Source organism: Bacillus sp. MYb209 (assembly GCF_002975175.1).
GTDB lineage: Bacteria > Bacillota > Bacilli > Bacillales > Bacillaceae_G > Bacillus_A.
Map to the genome: position 1 here is coordinate 200776 of NZ_PCNZ01000004.1, position 16294 is coordinate 217069.

At 35.6% G+C, this 16294-nt stretch carries 18 protein-coding genes and 1 pseudogene; 7 read left to right on the forward strand and 12 right to left on the reverse strand.

Features of this window, described 5'->3' with window-relative positions; genetic code table 11:
• Nucleotides 1-3: 3 nt before the first annotated feature.
• The 3 genes from hutU to hutP form a co-directional block, all read right to left on the reverse strand.
• Nucleotides 4-1662, reverse strand: coding sequence for a urocanate hydratase (gene hutU / locus CQZ94_RS10180; RefSeq protein ID WP_105585304.1), 1659 nt, complete (start codon nt 1660-1662; stop codon nt 4-6).
• Nucleotides 1663-1685: 23 nt separating this feature from the next.
• On the reverse strand, nt 1686-3203 hold the full coding sequence (gene hutH / locus CQZ94_RS10185; protein WP_105585305.1) for a histidine ammonia-lyase: 1518 nt from the start codon (nt 3201-3203) through the stop codon (nt 1686-1688).
• 102 nt (nt 3204-3305) lie between these two features.
• Nucleotides 3306-3746 (reverse strand): histidine utilization transcription antiterminator HutP, encoded by a 441-nt coding sequence (gene hutP / locus CQZ94_RS10190; protein ID WP_000926519.1) that lies wholly within the window; start codon nt 3744-3746, stop codon nt 3306-3308.
• 197 nt (nt 3747-3943) lie between these two features.
• Between hutP and CQZ94_RS10195 the strand changes: the two genes are divergently transcribed.
• Complete coding sequence (locus CQZ94_RS10195) at nt 3944-4891, forward strand: class I SAM-dependent methyltransferase (RefSeq protein ID WP_105585306.1); 948 nt, start codon at nt 3944-3946, stop codon at nt 4889-4891.
• Between the two features lie 13 nt (nt 4892-4904).
• Here CQZ94_RS10195 and CQZ94_RS10200 read toward each other — a convergent pair whose 3' ends face one another.
• Entirely contained in the window at nt 4905-5477 is a 573-nt protein-coding gene (locus CQZ94_RS10200; protein WP_105585307.1) for a DJ-1/PfpI family protein, read from the reverse strand.
• Nucleotides 5474-6052, reverse strand: a complete 579-nt coding sequence (locus CQZ94_RS10205) for an AAA family ATPase (RefSeq protein ID WP_105585308.1) — start codon at nt 6050-6052, stop codon at nt 5474-5476. Before CQZ94_RS10205 ends, CQZ94_RS10200 begins: the two co-directional genes overlap by 4 nt.
• A gap of 254 nt (nt 6053-6306) precedes the next feature.
• Here CQZ94_RS10205 and CQZ94_RS10215 point away from each other — a divergent pair, with 254 nt between their 5' ends.
• Both CQZ94_RS10215 and CQZ94_RS10220 read left to right on the forward strand, forming a co-directional pair.
• Nucleotides 6307-6603 carry a hypothetical protein gene (locus CQZ94_RS10215; protein WP_002160887.1) on the forward strand — a complete coding sequence of 99 codons (297 nt, stop codon included), beginning with the start codon at nt 6307-6309 and terminating at the stop codon, nt 6601-6603.
• Nucleotides 6604-6706: 103 nt separating this feature from the next.
• Nucleotides 6707-7138: a DUF2621 domain-containing protein gene (locus tag CQZ94_RS10220; protein ID WP_105585310.1), complete on the forward strand. Its 432-nt coding sequence runs from the start codon at nt 6707-6709 to the stop codon at nt 7136-7138.
• Nucleotides 7139-7281: 143 nt separating this feature from the next.
• On the opposite strand, the gene CQZ94_RS10225 is transcribed toward CQZ94_RS10220, so the two are convergent.
• From CQZ94_RS10225 to CQZ94_RS32230, 3 genes and pseudogenes are all read right to left on the reverse strand, one after another.
• A complete protein-coding gene (locus CQZ94_RS10225; protein ID WP_002160885.1) occupies nt 7282-7788 on the reverse strand; it encodes a CcdC family protein in 507 nt (168 codons plus the stop codon).
• A gap of 91 nt (nt 7789-7879) precedes the next feature.
• Nucleotides 7880-8587 carry a cytochrome c-type biogenesis protein CcdA gene (gene ccdA, locus CQZ94_RS10230; protein ID WP_105585311.1) on the reverse strand — a complete coding sequence of 236 codons (708 nt, stop codon included), beginning with the start codon at nt 8585-8587 and terminating at the stop codon, nt 7880-7882.
• Between the two features lie 16 nt (nt 8588-8603).
• A pseudogene (locus tag CQZ94_RS32230) lies at nt 8604-8687 on the reverse strand (peptidase T); the annotation flags it as partial.
• A gap of 536 nt (nt 8688-9223) precedes the next feature.
• On the opposite strand from CQZ94_RS32230, the gene CQZ94_RS10240 reads away from it, so the two are divergent.
• The gene (locus CQZ94_RS10240) at nt 9224-10132 is read left to right on the forward strand and encodes an EamA family transporter (RefSeq protein ID WP_105585312.1); all 909 of its coding nucleotides are present in this window, start codon (nt 9224-9226) and stop codon (nt 10130-10132) included.
• Between the two features lie 92 nt (nt 10133-10224).
• Nucleotides 10225-11385 carry a M20 peptidase aminoacylase family protein gene (locus tag CQZ94_RS10245; RefSeq protein WP_105585313.1) on the forward strand — a complete coding sequence of 387 codons (1161 nt, stop codon included), beginning with the start codon at nt 10225-10227 and terminating at the stop codon, nt 11383-11385.
• Nucleotides 11386-11406: 21 nt separating this feature from the next.
• On the opposite strand, the gene CQZ94_RS10250 is transcribed toward CQZ94_RS10245, so the two are convergent.
• From CQZ94_RS10250 to alsR, 4 genes are all read right to left on the reverse strand, one after another.
• Nucleotides 11407-12354: an ABC transporter permease gene (locus CQZ94_RS10250; protein WP_105585314.1), complete on the reverse strand. Its 948-nt coding sequence runs from the start codon at nt 12352-12354 to the stop codon at nt 11407-11409.
• Nucleotides 12347-13258, reverse strand: a complete 912-nt coding sequence (locus tag CQZ94_RS10255) for an ABC transporter ATP-binding protein (RefSeq protein ID WP_142395801.1) — start codon at nt 13256-13258, stop codon at nt 12347-12349. The genes CQZ94_RS10250 and CQZ94_RS10255 overlap by 8 nt, the downstream gene beginning before the upstream one ends.
• 95 nt (nt 13259-13353) lie before the next feature.
• On the reverse strand, nt 13354-13929 hold the full coding sequence (locus CQZ94_RS10260) for an FtsX-like permease family protein (protein WP_105585316.1): 576 nt from the start codon (nt 13927-13929) through the stop codon (nt 13354-13356).
• A 257-nt stretch (nt 13930-14186) separates the two neighbouring features.
• Nucleotides 14187-15095, reverse strand: coding sequence for an acetoin biosynthesis transcriptional regulator AlsR (gene alsR, locus CQZ94_RS10265; protein WP_105585317.1), 909 nt, complete (start codon nt 15093-15095; stop codon nt 14187-14189).
• 151 nt (nt 15096-15246) lie between these two features.
• Here alsR and CQZ94_RS10270 point away from each other — a divergent pair, with 151 nt between their 5' ends.
• The gene (locus CQZ94_RS10270) at nt 15247-15612 is read left to right on the forward strand and encodes a CidA/LrgA family holin-like protein (RefSeq protein ID WP_000872360.1); all 366 of its coding nucleotides are present in this window, start codon (nt 15247-15249) and stop codon (nt 15610-15612) included.
• Complete coding sequence (locus tag CQZ94_RS10275) at nt 15609-16286, forward strand: LrgB family protein (RefSeq protein ID WP_105585318.1); 678 nt, start codon at nt 15609-15611, stop codon at nt 16284-16286. The genes CQZ94_RS10270 and CQZ94_RS10275 overlap by 4 nt, the downstream gene beginning before the upstream one ends.
• Nucleotides 16287-16294 lie beyond the last annotated feature (8 nt).

The window sequence follows — 16294 nt, forward strand, 5'->3', positions numbered from 1 at the left end:
TCCTTATTTCATCATTGGAATGTTAACGCCTTTTTCTTTCGCAGTTTGAACCGCTAAGTCATAACCTGCATCAACGTGACGAACAACACCCATACCAGGGTCAGAAGTTAATACACGTTCAATACGTTTTGCCGCTGCTTCTGTTCCATCTGCAACGATAACCATTCCAGCGTGAAGTGAATAACCCATACCAACGCCACCACCGTGGTGAACTGATACCCAGCTTGCACCGTTTACACTGTTAATTAATGCATTTAAAATTGGCCAGTCTGCTACTGCATCACTACCGTCTTTCATAGATTCTGTTTCACGGTTTGGAGATGCTACTGATCCGCAATCTAAATGGTCACGGCCGATAACGATCGGTGCTGATAATTCACCATTAGCCACCATTTCATTAATAATGCGGCCAAATTTTGCACGCTCGCCATAACCAAGCCAACAAATGCGTGATGGAAGACCTTGGAACTCAACTTGCTGACGTGCCATACGAATCCAATTACATAAATGCTCATTATCCGCGAACTCGCGTAAAATAACTTCGTCTGTTTTATAAATATCTTCTGGATCACCAGAAAGTGCTACCCAGCGGAATGGTCCTTTTCCTTCACAGAATAATGGACGGATAAATGCTGGAACGAATCCTGGGAAATCGAAAGCTTTTTTTAATCCTTCATCGAAAGCAACTTGGCGAATGTTATTTCCGTAATCAAATGTAATCGCACCTTTTTCTTGCATTGCAAGCATTGCTTCTACATGTTTTTTCATACTTTCTTTTGATAATTGTACATAACGTTCTGGATCTTCTTCACGAAGCTTCGATGCTTCTTCTAACGTGTAACCTACTGGAATATAACCGTTTAATGGATCATGAGCAGATGTTTGATCCGTAACTAAATCTGGCGTAATATTACGCTTCACTAGCTCTGGTAAAATCTCTGCCGCATTTCCTAGCAATCCAATTGAAATCGGTTCTTTCTTCTCTTTATACTCGTTCGCAATAGTTAACGCTTCTTCTAAAGATTCTGTATACAGATCACAATATCTCTTTTCAATACGACGATCGATACTACGCTTATCTACATCAATAGCAATTACAACACCGCCGTTCATCGTTACAGCAAGCGGTTGTGCACCACCCATACCACCTAAACCAGCAGTAAGTGTTACTGTACCTTTTAATGAACCATCGAAATGTTGACGTGCCGCTTCACCAAATGTTTCATATGTTCCTTGTAAAATCCCTTGTGTTCCAATATAAATCCAGCTACCCGCTGTCATTTGTCCGTACATCATAAGACCTTTTTTCTCTAGTTCACGGAAGTGATCCCAGTTCGCCCATTTTGGTACTAAGTTTGAGTTCGCTAAAAGAACGCGAGGCGCATCTTCATGTGATTTAAAAATTGCAACTGGTTTTCCTGATTGAACAAGTAACGTTTCGTCGCTTTCTAACGTTTTTAATGAATCAACAATTGCATGGTAGCTTTCCCAGTTACGAGCTGCACGGCCAATTCCGCCGTATACAACTAATTCTTCTGGTTTTTCAGCAACTTCAGGATCTAAATTGTTCATTAACATACGAAGTGCAGCTTCTTGAACCCACCCTTTCGTTTGTAATTCAGTACCTCTTGGCGCACGAATTGTTTGTTTTACATTTTCCATTTCAATCTCTCCCTTTTCTCATTTTATAGTGCTGCGTTTACATCTAATCTTTCTTTTATCGAATAATTCGTTTTTAACCAATGCGTAATATTTTCAATATCCGTTGAGAATATGCGATCATTTGTAATAGAAGGTACTTGCTGACGACCTTGATGGTAGAAGCTCTTCGTCACTGTACTCATGTTTTCAATTCCTCGATATTCTGCTGCTTGCATCGCACAGATCATCTCAATTGCAAGAACGCGTCTTGCATTTTGAATAATTTGATGTGCATGACGTGAAGCAATTGTTCCCATACTTACGTGATCTTCTTGATTAGCTGACGATGGAATGGAATCTACACTCGCCGGATGTGCTAACGTTTTATTTTCTGAAACAAGTGATGCCGCTGCATATTGCATAATCATTGCACCAGACTGAAGTCCTGGCTCTGGACTTAAAAATGGTGGTAAGTCATTTAATTGCGGATTTACTAGGCGCTCAATACGACGCTCTGAAATATTAGCAAGTTCCGCCATTCCTACTTTTAAGAAGTCCATCGCAAATGCAATCGGTTGTCCGTGGAAATTACCACCAGAAATTACTTTTTCCCCGCCATCAAAAATAAGCGGATTATCTGTTGCTGCATTCATTTCAATTTCTAATTTTTCTTTCACATAATTTAAAACTTGCCAAGAAGCACCGTGCACTTGCGGGATACAACGAAGTGAATATGCATCTTGTACCCGAAGTTCTCCTTGCTTTGTAATAAGTTTACTATCATGAAGAATGTCACGAATTCTGCTTGCTACTTCTACTTGTTCTTTATAACCACGTGCTTTATGAACATTTTCATCAAATGCATCAATAATGCCGCGCAATCCCTCAATTGTCATAGAAGCAATTAATTCAGATTGATAAGCCGTTGCTTCAGCTTCTATATAAGAAAGAACTCCTTGCGCTGTCATCGCCTGCGTACCATTGATTAACGCAAGACCTTCTTTTGCTTCAAGTTCAATAGGTTCAAGTCCTTCTTCTGTAAGAGCAACCATCGCATGAACTCGTTTTCCTTTGTAGAACACTTCACCTTCACCTAATAAAACGAGAGCAAGATGAGATAAAGGTGCTAAATCACCGCTCGCTCCTAGTGAACCTTGTTGCGGAACGACTGGATGAATTTTACGATTTACAAACTCAAGAAGCATATTTACAACAAGCGGTCTAACACCAGATACTCCTTTTAACATCGTGTTCGCTCGTAAAATTAACATACCGCGTGATACCTCTTCCGGGAATGGATCGCCTATTCCGCACGCATGTGATTGAATTAAATTGTGCTGAAGTGCCTTTACATCATCTTTTTGAATAAGCACATCACTAAACTTTCCAAATCCAGTTGTAATACCGTAAACGACTTTTCCGTCCTCCACGATTTTCTCAACTACTTCGCGGCACTCCGCTACCTTTTGCATACTATTTGGACAAGCTGTTACACCTTCACCTTCAAGTAACAACCTCTTCATTTCTTCAACTGTCAATGTGTGTCCTGTTAACGTAATCATTCTTTTTCCTCCTTATAAAGGCAAAAGGGGACCTTATCTTTTTAAGACAGACTTCTGTCCTAAAAAATAAGGCCCCCTTCTAACTAATAGACTATGGGCAAATCATATGTGATTAATTCCTAAACCAATCGCCTCATGCTCAGATCCTTTTACAGGTGCACCAATCGTTCCATAAAGTGCAACAGCAACCCATTCGCCTTCTTTTTTTCCGTCGTATGGTGTACCGCGCACAATCGCAAAGCGAAGTCCTACTGTACGAAGAACGTCTGCTAACTGAATTTGACCTCTCGTCACTCCGTACAAAGCTTCCATAATTGCATGATAAAGTGCATGTGTTTCTCTGTAAACATCTGTTTCAATAACTCGGTTGCTCTTAGCCGCTGTTTCCATTGCTGCTACTACTTTTTGCGAATTCATAGAACCAACTTTCCCAGTACAATATTTCCAACCTTTTGGAATAGATAATACAGGGCTTTCATTCTCATCCGCAAGCGCCAACAGCATGGCCATACGACCAATTCGATGTGTTCCTTGAAGAAGCATGTGACTCTCTCATTTCTTTTGAATTATTTGAATATTACTTAATTTAAGAATATATGAAAACGGTTAAACCGTCAATAGTTTAAAATATTATTCAAGCATTTTTTTTATCTCTCTCATACTTGTGTACACAATTTATTTACAGATTTTTTTCAGACGTGCTATAGTCTCACTAACAGATGCAAAGGGGCGAGATTTCAGTGGCGAAGCGAAAAGATATTCATTTTCGAATTGAAGAAAAATTACTTGCAAGGTTTGAAGACGCACTCCATTACGAAGCTTTAAGGAAAACAGACGTATTAACACATGCGATCCAGCAATTTTGCATAAAGGTGGAATGTGAAAAAATGAATGATGTAAAACGCCAATACAACGTGAGTAACCATTTACAAACACGTATCGATACGCATAAACATTTCGAAGAGAAACAAGTGAATGTAGATGAAGTCGTCATTGAACATTTACAACTTCAAGGGGAAGAAAAAATATTAGAGGTCGGTTGTGCTAACGGAAAATTCCTTTCCCTTTTGCAAAACAATGGTCATAAAGGCCCGTTAACTGGCTTTGACCAATCAGAAACCATGCTTTCTGAAGCGGCTATACAGAATAATATGATCGAATGGAAACTCGGCGATGCTAGTAAACTTCCTTTCGAAGCTAATTGTTATGATTGGATAATCGCAAGACATATGTTATACCACATGAAAGATGTCGAAAAAACTATTCAAGGATTCCATAAAGTAATTCGTCCTGGCGGCGCCCTTTTAGCTACAACAAACTCTAAAGTTTCATTGCCTCGTATAGATGAAATGTGTAACAAAATGCTAGTCGCATTTGATTTACCAAAAACATCACCGTCAGCAGCTCCATTTTGTTTAGAGAATGGTAAAGAGCTATTACACTCTGTTTTTCCAACTGTTGAAGAAACAATTATTCATAATGCACTTGTTTTTCATCGCGCCACTCCAATCGTAAACTATATTTCTAGCATGTTTCCGTCGCTGAATATACCTGATAATATGTCTCTTCACACCGAAATGAAGGACTGGCTGAAAAAAGAAATAGAAAATGAATTAACAATTCATGACGGTATTTGGAGCGATCCGAAAACGTTAGTGATTTATCGATGTAAAAAGGAAAAAAGCTAGCATTTGCTAGCTTTTACACGTTTTCCGGTAAAAGCTTCTCCATCATTATATTGCCCTTTCCACGATAAAAATTTGTATCATGTTCATTCACTACTCCAAAATAAGAGGCAATCGCTAGTCCAAATGGCACAAATGCATGTCCTTGTGCTGTAATAATATTTGCGTGCTGTACAACTTCTGTATACACAAAATTTTCTACTGGAAAACAATCTAATTTTTGATAATCTATGGTCACTGTATAAGAAATTTTTTTTAGTAAACCTGCTCTTGCTAACGCATACGGTCCAGCACAAATCGCTGCCACTAATTTTTCTTGCTCAGAAAATTGACGAATAACTGAAAAAAGCAGTTCTGCCTCTTTCATATGTATTTCATCTCCGCCCGGAATAATAATACCCTCATACTCTTCCACACGCACTTCATTTAATTCTATGTGCGGCTGTACTTGCAAGCCCGTTTCACTTATAATTATTTCTTTTGTTAAACCTGCTGTAATGATCTCATATTTATTTTTCAGCAATGCCGTTGCTACCGTAATTTCAAACTCCGCAAATGTTGGGTATACGAATAATAATATTTTTTTCATAGCCTTTTCTCCCTTAGCCACCCTATAAGATATGCCTCTAATTCGTCCACTAATAATATATTAGTGTCCACATAAGTTACGGGAAATTGTTTATACCATTCTTTTTCAACTTCTACTAATTTAAATTGTTCCTCAAATGTACTTCGATTTCTTGCCCTATCATTATTTTTTCTATCATACAAACTCTCTTTCGAAACATCTAAATAAAAAATTGCATCCGAACGGCATTCTCTTAATTTATACAATTCATCTTTTAATTCTGTTTCTATATCCCACTCTTTCCCTATCATCTTCGGATAAAAGAGTGTATAAAATTCAATATCTTCTGGTCCGCGATCAAAAATCATGACTGAACTTTTCACATTTTGAAACTCTTTTATTTTTGCTTCAATAAACATTTTTTGATTTTTAATAAATCCCTCTTTTGAGTTCATATCTAAATGCAATTCTTTTCTTTTTTCTACAATTGGATATGGATTTTCATATATAACCGAAAGCCCATGTTGCTCTAACCTTTTTGCCAATGTTGTTTTTCCACTTGCCATCGGTCCTTGGAGTGAAATTACGTATGTCATCCCTCTCATTCCCTTGTACTGTAATACATAAATAATAAACAGAATTTTGAAAACTATCAACAAAATATATATCATCTTGTTTCTTATACTTATCTAACTTATAATAAAAAATAGAGATTATGATGGACTCAAAAATAATGTAAGCTTGGAAATCCAAGCTTACATTATTTTTTGCTTTCCCTTTTCTTATAAAAAGAGTATACTGGCTTAGAACGTATGTTCTTAATAATTACATACAGTAAGGAGATAGAACAATGGTATACGACACAAAAGCAATTTCTTGGAATGAATCTTTAAAACAACTTCAACGCCGCTATACAAACAAACAAGTTGACCGAAAAGAATTTGAAGATATTGAACTGATGGAATTCTTCCGCGATAACGACTACATTTCTTTACCTACACATATAAGCGGCCTATCAACAACACGTTTTACTTCTTACTCTATTTTCACAACTGAAGATAAAGATCGTAAAGTTGGCACACTCATCATTGAATATGTAGAAAATGACAATGATATTTTATGTGTTGAACAACTATACTTCGTTTAAATCACAGCGCTTGGTCAAAATGATCAAGCGTTCTTGCTTTCTATGAATCTCACTGTTTATAATATAAATAAAAGAAAACTGCTTTCGTTAAGGGGGAATACGATTGCTAGAAGGATGGTTTAGTTGGTTTATTGTCGTTTGGACTGTTGTATTATTAGGACTTATGTCTATTGGTGGATATTTTATGTTCAGAAAATTCCTAAAACGATTACCAAAAGAAGATGGTATGTCCATTTTAGATTGGGAGCAACACTACATTGATCAAACACGACACTTATGGGATAACGAGCAGAAACAATTATTAGAAGAACTCGTAAGCCCTGTTCCTGAACTATTTCGCGATGTTGCTAAATCAAAAATTGCTGGTAAAATTGGGGAACTTGCAATAAAGGAAAACGCTCCAAAAATTACACAAGATTTAATCATACAAGGATATATCGTTGCTACACCGAAGCGCGATCATAAATTTTTAATTAAGAAACTACAAGAAAAAGAGATTGATTATTCTAACTATAAAACTTTACTTGCAAAATAATCTTCATTTTTTCCCCTATTTTCAACAAGTTAACATCAATGGTAAACGTTTTATACGTCGTGGTTGGGACAGAAGATGTTAACAATACCAATAAAAAGACAGCGTCTTTGACGCTGTCTTTTTATTTTATACATATACAGTTTTTACGTTAGCTTCATATCTTTTTCATTATAAAAACCGTCTTCTTTTTCCATTTCCTTCTGTAATTTTGTAAAGGAACGGTACATCGCAATTCTCCATGAAACAATCATTGCGAATGCAAGTAAGAAGAACATGCCGCTAAGTTGTCCTAAATCAAGAGATTGGCTTAAGTATGTTTTAAACACAATACGCACTACAAGTAATCCAATTAAAATAAATACAAATGCTTTTGAACGCTTCAAATAAATCTCTTGTCCGCGTATTTCAAACTTAGATGTTTTAATAAGAAAAATAGAGAAAAATAGACCAACGACAATCGCTTCTAACATTTCTGCTGGAGTTAATCGAAATTCTGGAAAAACATACATCAGTGCTCCTGTGCTCATAAAAAACGGTGGGAGTATAATTTTTTTCAATGTTGCAGGTTTCTTAGCTGCTTTTAAACGAATAAACATCGCACCAACAGCCATACAAACAGCAACGATACTTGATAAAAGAACTATGTTCATATTTTCTCATCCTTTTTTTGTGGCTATACGCAAAATATAATTTCATTATATGCTTTTCCGTTAGTATTTCCAACATTTTCACAGAATAATACTAAAAACCGGTAAATCCACCAAATAAACTTGAGAAATATACGATAATTTTCGTCATCCAGTTAAAGTATAGAAAGACCCCCATGACAATCATAATGTATCCTCCTATTTTCATGAACGCCATACTATTTCTTTTAATCCAAGACATTTTCGTAATAAAGAATGAAAGTACGAAAAACGGGATAGCAAATCCAAGTATGTAAGCAATCATATAAATCATTGCCGATTCTGGATTTGTTGCAGCTAATCCAATTACAGACACTAAAATAGGCCCTGTACAAGGTGTCCATCCTGCAGCAAATGCCAATCCAATTAGAACTGAACCAAAATAACCACTCGGACGATTTTTAAAAGTAAATTTACGATCTTGCATTAAAAACTTCGGCTTAAACACACCGACAATAATAAGACCGAACACAATGATAAATATACCACCTAACTGCCTAATTAAATCTTTATAATTCGTAAAGATTCCTCCGATAAAACTTGTACCAAATCCAATTGCGATAAATATAATAGAAAACCCAAGTAAGAAAAATGCTGTATGTATCATACTTCTTTTGCGAAGCATTGCATTTTCTTCTTTCAATTCAGAAACCGACATACCTGTTATGTATGATAAAAATGCCGGATAAAGCGGTAAGCAACATGGGGATATAAATGATAAGAACCCAGCTCCAAACGCTAAAAAAATACTAATATCTTGCATGATTCCACTCCTCTCCTTACATATTGTAGCAAAAACACATAAAAATACTATGAACAATTCGTGAACTCACGTTTCCAACGTGATAATAAGAAAAACTACCCTTTCACACAGTTTCTAATAAAGTGAAACTTTAATCAGTGGGGTTTTGTTCATCCCACTGATTATTAGTTGAACCAATCGGGCGTTTACGGGCAGTTGATCTCCCATCTAACTTCTTTGCTCCAGCCGAATTTTGAGGTGGGAGTCTTACTGCCCGTTAACGCGGGATAAAACGTTTTTATTTCCTTCTATTATATAGAAAAATCTCAATTGAATTATGAAACTCTTTCTAATTGTTACTAACATAACAAAGGTTCCACAGTTTCTCAAATCATTAGCACATTACAATTAACTTCACACATATCGACCCTAAAAAAATTTTTTTCAAATGCTATCTTTATACAACATAAAGCTGATTTTACAATACTTTAATTATTATAAATTTCAAGATTATGCATAAATATCATACTTTTATTATTATTCTATAAAATTTTTCATTTTTCTTTCATTTGACCCTTCATTTTTAATTTTGTATACTTCCCTCTAGTTATATATGTCCGTTACGGAACAATTTCATATAGATGGGAGGAATTTTTCATGCTTCGTTATTCTCTTTTAGTTTTATTAGGAGCGTGTAGTTATGGGGTTTTAGCTATTTTTGTTAAACTTGCATATGCAGAAGGATTTTCACTTGGAGAGGTAATTGGTAGCCAGTATTTGTTCGGTTGGATTATTTTACTTGCTATTACACTTCTATTTTCTAGACATCGTGTTCCACTGAAACAAATGTTAATTTTATTCGTCGCAGGAACGTCTGCAAGTTTTACTGGGATTTTTTATTACGCTTCCTTAAAAACTGTACCAGCTGAAATTGCAATTATACTTTTATTCCAGTTCGTTTGGGTTGGGATTATCATTGAGGCGGTCGCAACGAAAACATTGCCTTCAAAAGAAAAAGTTATCTCGGTTATCTTCTTACTTGCAGGTACATTTTTATCAAGCGGGTTATTAGAAAAATCAGCAGGTGATTTCGATATGACTGGAATCATTTTAGGCTTATTATCTGCTATTACATTTGCAACATACATTTTTGTAAGTGGTAAAGTTGCCGTTGAAGTACCTTCATTACCACGCGGTGTCCTTTTAATGGCTGGTGCTTTAACTTTAGTCATGATCGTATTCCCGCCAACATTTATTTTTAACGGAACGATTTCTCAAGGCCTTTGGAAATACGGCTTAGGATTAGGAATATTTAGTATCGTTATTCCGTCCATTGCCTTTACAATCGGTATTCCAAAAATCGGATCTGGCTTAGCAACTATTCTTGGCGCAGCGGAACTACCAGTTACAACAATTATGTCGGTATTCGTTTTAAAAGAAGCTGTACTATCTTCACAATGGTACGGTGTATCACTTATTTTAATCGGTATCGCAATCCCGCAAATTGCCTATGCAATGCGTGGACGGTATAGAAAACAGCATACTCATAAAAAAGTTACGGCATAAACGAGAGAGGATTTTCATTTGAGAATCCTCTCTTTTATTATTGTGTTATATAATGAATACAAATATTTCACTTAAGAAAGAGGGTATAATAAGTGGCATCTATCCCAGATCAATTAACAGAAAAACTTATTTCCATTCGTCGGCATTTACATGAAAATCCAGAACTATCATACGAAGAATTTGAAACGACAAAAGCGATAAAAAATTGGTTAGAAGAGGCCAATATCACTATTATTGATTCCAACTTAGAAACAGGAATTATCGCTGAAATTGCTGGTAATAAAAACGGACCAGTTGTAGCGCTTCGTGCTGATATCGATGCCCTTCCTATCCAGGAAGAAACAGACCTTCCATACACTTCAAAAATACAAGGTAAAATGCATGCTTGTGGGCATGATTTTCATACAGCTGCTATGTTGGGAGCGGCTTACTTATTAAAAGAAAAAGAAGCTTCTCTTAACGGAACTGTTCGCTTTATATTCCAAGCTGCTGAAGAAAGTGGAAACGGAGCATGTAAAGTTGTTGAAGCTGGACATTTAAAGAATGTGCAAGCCGTGTTTGGTATGCATAATAAGCCCGATTTACCAGTAGGTACAATCGGTATTAAAGACGGTCCACTAATGGCTGGAGTAGATCGATTTGAAATTGAAATTCATGGTGTTGGAACACATGCAGCTGTGCCTGATGCCGGCGTCGATCCTATCGTTGCATCATCTCAAATCGTTATGGCACTTCAAACAATTGTAAGCCGAAATATTAGTTCCTCTCATAACGCTGTCGTAAGTGTAACAAACATTCATTCAGGGAATACGTGGAACGTTATTCCTGAAAAAGCTACATTAGAAGGAACTGTTCGTACATTCCAAGCTGAAACACGTGAAAAGATTCCAGCACTAATGGAACGTATCATTAAAGGTATTTCTGATGCACTAGGTGTAAAAACAGAGTTTCGATTTTACCCAGGTCCTCCTGCTGTTCATAACGATAAAGTACTCACTAATCTTTCTGTTCAAATTGCAGAGCAAATGGACCTAAACGTTATCTCTCCTACACCATCAATGGCAGGAGAAGATTTTTCTTTTTACCAACAAGAAACACCAGGTTCATTCGTCTTTATGGGAACAAGTGGTACACATGAATGGCATCATCCAGCTTTTACAGTAGATGAAAAAGCATTGCCTATTAGCGCGGAGTATTTCGCCTTATTAGCCGAAGGAGCTATTCATCAATTATTGCAAACAAAAAGCCGTTAAGTTACCCTTAACGGCTTTTGCTTATGCTGTTAAATCTCGTTTTATAAATACAGTATAGGAAACCCCTAAAAATACAGCTAAGTATAGAAGAAGCATACAAGAAGCAAATGGGAATGTTACTCCATCAATAAAGCTTCCACCCTTTAAAAGCCCATATAAATCTGTATTCGCTGGTAATAAATATTTCGCCCATTCATATCTTGCTGCTGGAATTAGCGCTATTCCTCCTGATAAAGCAAGAAATAAAGAAATACCAATTGCACCTCCACTTGATCTCGTTAAAACAGAAATCATAAAAGCAAATGCAGCATATACAAGAGTTGGTAACCAAGATAAAATATAATATTTACTTGCTTCCACGAAAATGTTTTGTTTTATAATATTTCCGTCTTGAACGATAAATTCAGTCCAGGATGGTTGTTGGAATTTATAAACAATTAGCCCACATAATGTTGAAAAAATCATATTAAAGATAAATAATAATGCCGCAAATATAACGATGGCCAAAAATTTCGATGTTAAAATTTTAAATCTGCTCGCTGGACGAATCGTTAAAAATTTATATGTTCCCCAGCTATATTCATTCGCAAAAATTGTACTCGCATATACGAGAATAAACGGAAGTAAAATAGGAAAAACAATAAAGCCAGTATCTCTCATGAAAGAAAGTGGAGAACTACTTGCTGGCGCTGTATTCGTATCTAAATGCTTCATTTTAAGCTGGTATTCCTTTACAAGCTCGTCTCCTGACTTTTCCGTTAAAATATCCTCTTTTTTCATGCCGAGCTTTTTCTCAATTTCTACAGTGCGTTCTGTATAATCCGCTTTCCATCCTTTTGTTTCTGGCTCTAAATACTTTACCGTAACCCATCCTAACCCAATAATTAATACCGCAATAACTGCAAAAGGAATAATCGTTCGCTTTCGCTTAAATATTTTATACAGCTCGTTATAAACTAAATTAAACAATATCTTTTCCCCCTGTTAATTCTAAAAACTGCTCTTCTAGCGTTTTTCTTTCTTCATATACACGATAAACTTGAATGTTTTTCTCGATCAATGTACGAAGAACATTTGGGATTTCTTCATCTTTCACATTTATAATTAATTCATTACCTTTTACTAAAACATCGTACTCTAAAACTTCAGCTGCTTTATTCGCATCATCTACACGTATATGTATCTTTTCAGTTTCTTCCTTTTTATCACTTTGAATATTTTGAGTTGCGACATATTCTCCGTGCTGAATAATAATAACCCTGTCACACATTAGTTCAACTTCTGAAAGTAAGTGACTAGAGACAAGAACAGCTTTTCCTTGTTCATGTGCAATTTTCTTTATGTACATCCGCATTTCATGTATACCACTCGGATCTAATCCGTTCGTTGGTTCATCTAGTATTAATACGTCTGGATTATGTATAAGTGCCTGAGCAATTCCTAAACGTTGTCTCATACCGAGTGAATATGCTTTTACTTTACGGTCAATTACTTGTCCCATTCCTAACAATTGCACTACTTCATCGATACGCTCTTCAGTCACATTGCCATTCATTCGTCCAAAATATGTTAAATTTTCATAGCCACTTAAGAAAGGATAGAATTCCGGTGTCTCAATTACAGCACCAATTTTCGCAGCAGTTTTTTCAAATTGCTGTTTTACAGATTGACCATCAATCCATACTTCTCCTTCTGTCATACGAATCATTCCGACCATCATTCGCATTAATGTCGTTTTTCCAGCACCATTTGGTCCTAATAAGCCAACTACTTCACCTTTTTTCACTTCAAAACTAATATTTTCTACTAACGTCTTTGAACCAATTCGTTTTGTTAATCGATCAACTTTTACGATCGCTTGCTCATTTATCATTCCATACAACCTTTCTTCTTAACTCTTTTTTTTCAGTTCTTCCCACTGTATCATGATTAATAACATGTGTAAAATGAAGAAAAAGCCATGATTTCTCATGCCTTTCTCCTTGTTTCATATGACTTTTCACCCTTTAACCTTTGTGTAAACCTACAACATTGCCACATTGATATTATAATGACGGTTATCATAACAACTGCTGTTACCATTATCGCATACGTCGTAATCGGTGCATTTGTTACTCCTTGGATTCCTACTGCTTTCATAAAAATAATAATAAATAATTTCAAAAATAACATACCATGAATTAATCCGAAAACAAAAGCTCCTCCGTAAATTAATAATTGCTCCTGACATAATAAACATAACATTTCTTTTCTTGTCATCTTCACTACTTCATACGATTTAAACTCCTCTCTTCTTACCTGTAAAAGAGAGGTTGTCATTTTATATGTAATGAAAATACATACAAAAACTACAAATAGAAACATAGCATAAAACCACTTTACAAATATAGGTGTATATCCCACTTTACTTATTACAGCTTCATTGAATCGGAATGATATCATAAAAAAACAAATCATTGTATTCATAGCAATCCACATAAATTGTTTTAACCTTTTGGCAGCAAATGTTTGTATATTTTTTCTCGCTAACCGACATAAAGACATAGATCCCTTCCCCTACCTTACTTCATAACATACGCATTCTATACTACTAGTGTATGAAAATATGACATTTTAAACATCGCACTTCAATCGGAATCTTTTCTAAGACTTTAGTCCTAGAAACCAAGCATATTTACCTCTTTAGCATTGAACAAAAAAACAAAAAACGGAAATGCACTTTAGTTACATTTCCGTTTTTTGTTTAACGAAGTGAATCTTTATATAACTTAATTATCATGACTGCCTTGTAACTTCATCAACTATTCAGCCTTCGCATCTTCCACTTCAATCCTTTTTTTCTCTCTTGCAATTTTCAAAAACTCTAACAACTCTGGATTGTTATTCATTTTTTTATAAGCCACTGACATTTCTGCAACAAAATTAGAATCACATAACTCTTTATATACAACTTCTGTTTTATACAATTTATTTGCGGATACAGGTATTACTGTAATTCCAATACCTGCTGCTACAAGCCCCATGACAGTTTGATACTCCGTTGCTTCTTGTACAATGTGCGGACTAAAACCGACATCGCGGCAAAGTGATAAAATTGTATCGTATAACGCTGGCCATACTGGTCTCGTAATAAATACGAACGGTTCATCCCTTAAATCTTCGATATGTATTTCGTCCTTTTCAGCAAGTGGATGCGCCTTCGGTAAGCATAACGTACACGAAAGTTTTTGAATTGGTTCTAACTCAAGTAATTGCGTTGGAATTGGCGGACGTAAAAATCCAATATCGATTCGATTATCATGAAGTGCATGCACCTGATCCGGTGTTGACAATTCATGTAATGCAACAGACACTCTTGGAAATTTCTTTCTATACTCCCTGACAATTGACGGTAAAATATCATATATCGCCGCACCTACAAAACCAATTGAAAGTGATCCAACTTCTCCCCTTTGAGCACTTTGTGCAACTTCTACTGCTTTTTCAATTTGTTCAAACGCTTTTTTTACTTCTTTTAAAAACATTCCTCCTGCTTCTGTTAATTCAACCTTTCTCTTCGTTCTTGAAAATAACATAACTCCCATTTCTTTTTCTAATTGCTGAATTTGTTGACTAAGTGGTGGTTGTGTCATTTGTAGACGAGCAGCCGCTCGTCCAAAGTGCAATTCCTCTGCCACTACAACAAAATATTGCAAATGCCGTAATTCCATTTTGGACACCCTTTTCACTTTCGATTAATACATCTAATATATTAATAACATATAATTTATATATTAGACAAATTTTTCGAATGAACGTATAGTAGAAATTGTTAATTATTTTTTACAATTTTTATGTAAAAAACAAAGAGGTGGTTACTGTATGAAATGGTGGAAGTTAAGCGGACAAATTTTATTATTATTTTGTTTCGCTTGGACAGGTGAATGGATTGCAAAACAGGCACACCTCCCAGTTCCAGGAAGTATAATCGGTATTTTTTTATTGTTAATATCATTAAAATTTAACATAGTGAAAAAAGAATGGATACAAGACGGCGCAGACTTTTTATTAAAAGAACTTATTTTATTTTTCATCCCTTCTGCAGTCGCTGTCATTCGTTACAAAGATACATTATCACAATATGGAATCGATCTCATTTTAATTATCGTGATTAGTACACTTTGTGTCACTCTCGTAACAGGACTTTTAACAGAATTGCTATTAAAGCGGAAAGGATCAACACAATGATCGGCTTTCTTTGTTTACTATTAACACTATTCACATATTGGGTATCTAAAAAAATGTATCAACGCTGGAATTGGAGCTTACTTTCTCCCCTTCTTGTATGCCCAATCATTTTAATTGCTTTATTACTCGGATTAGATACACCATACGAAACCTACGAATCTGGTAGTCATTGGCTAACAGAATTATTAAAACCTGCAACGGTTGCTTTCGCATGGCCAATCTATAAATATTTTGATCTATTAAAAAAACATGGAACTGCTATTTTAATTAATGTCATTGTCGGTTCTTTTCTATCAGTTATTACTTCAGCACTATTAGCTAATTTTTTTCAAATTGATTCATCAATAGAACAGAGTTTAGCACCACATATTGTAACGACACCTATTGCAATGGCTATTTCAGAAATGATTGGTGGCATGTCACAATTAACAGCAGTTTTCGTCGTATTAACTGCCTTAACTGGAGCATTACTCGGTCCTACGCTCATACGAATATGCCGCATTAAAACAGCACTCGCAAAAGGTATAATGCTAGGTACTAGCGCGAATGGAACTGGAACATCAAAAGCATTTGAAATCGGTCCTGTAGAAGGCACAATTGCAAGTTTATCAATGCTTTTAACAGCCGGAGCTAGTTTAGTCATTGTTCCACTTTTCTTATCTTGGATACATTAAAAAAGAAA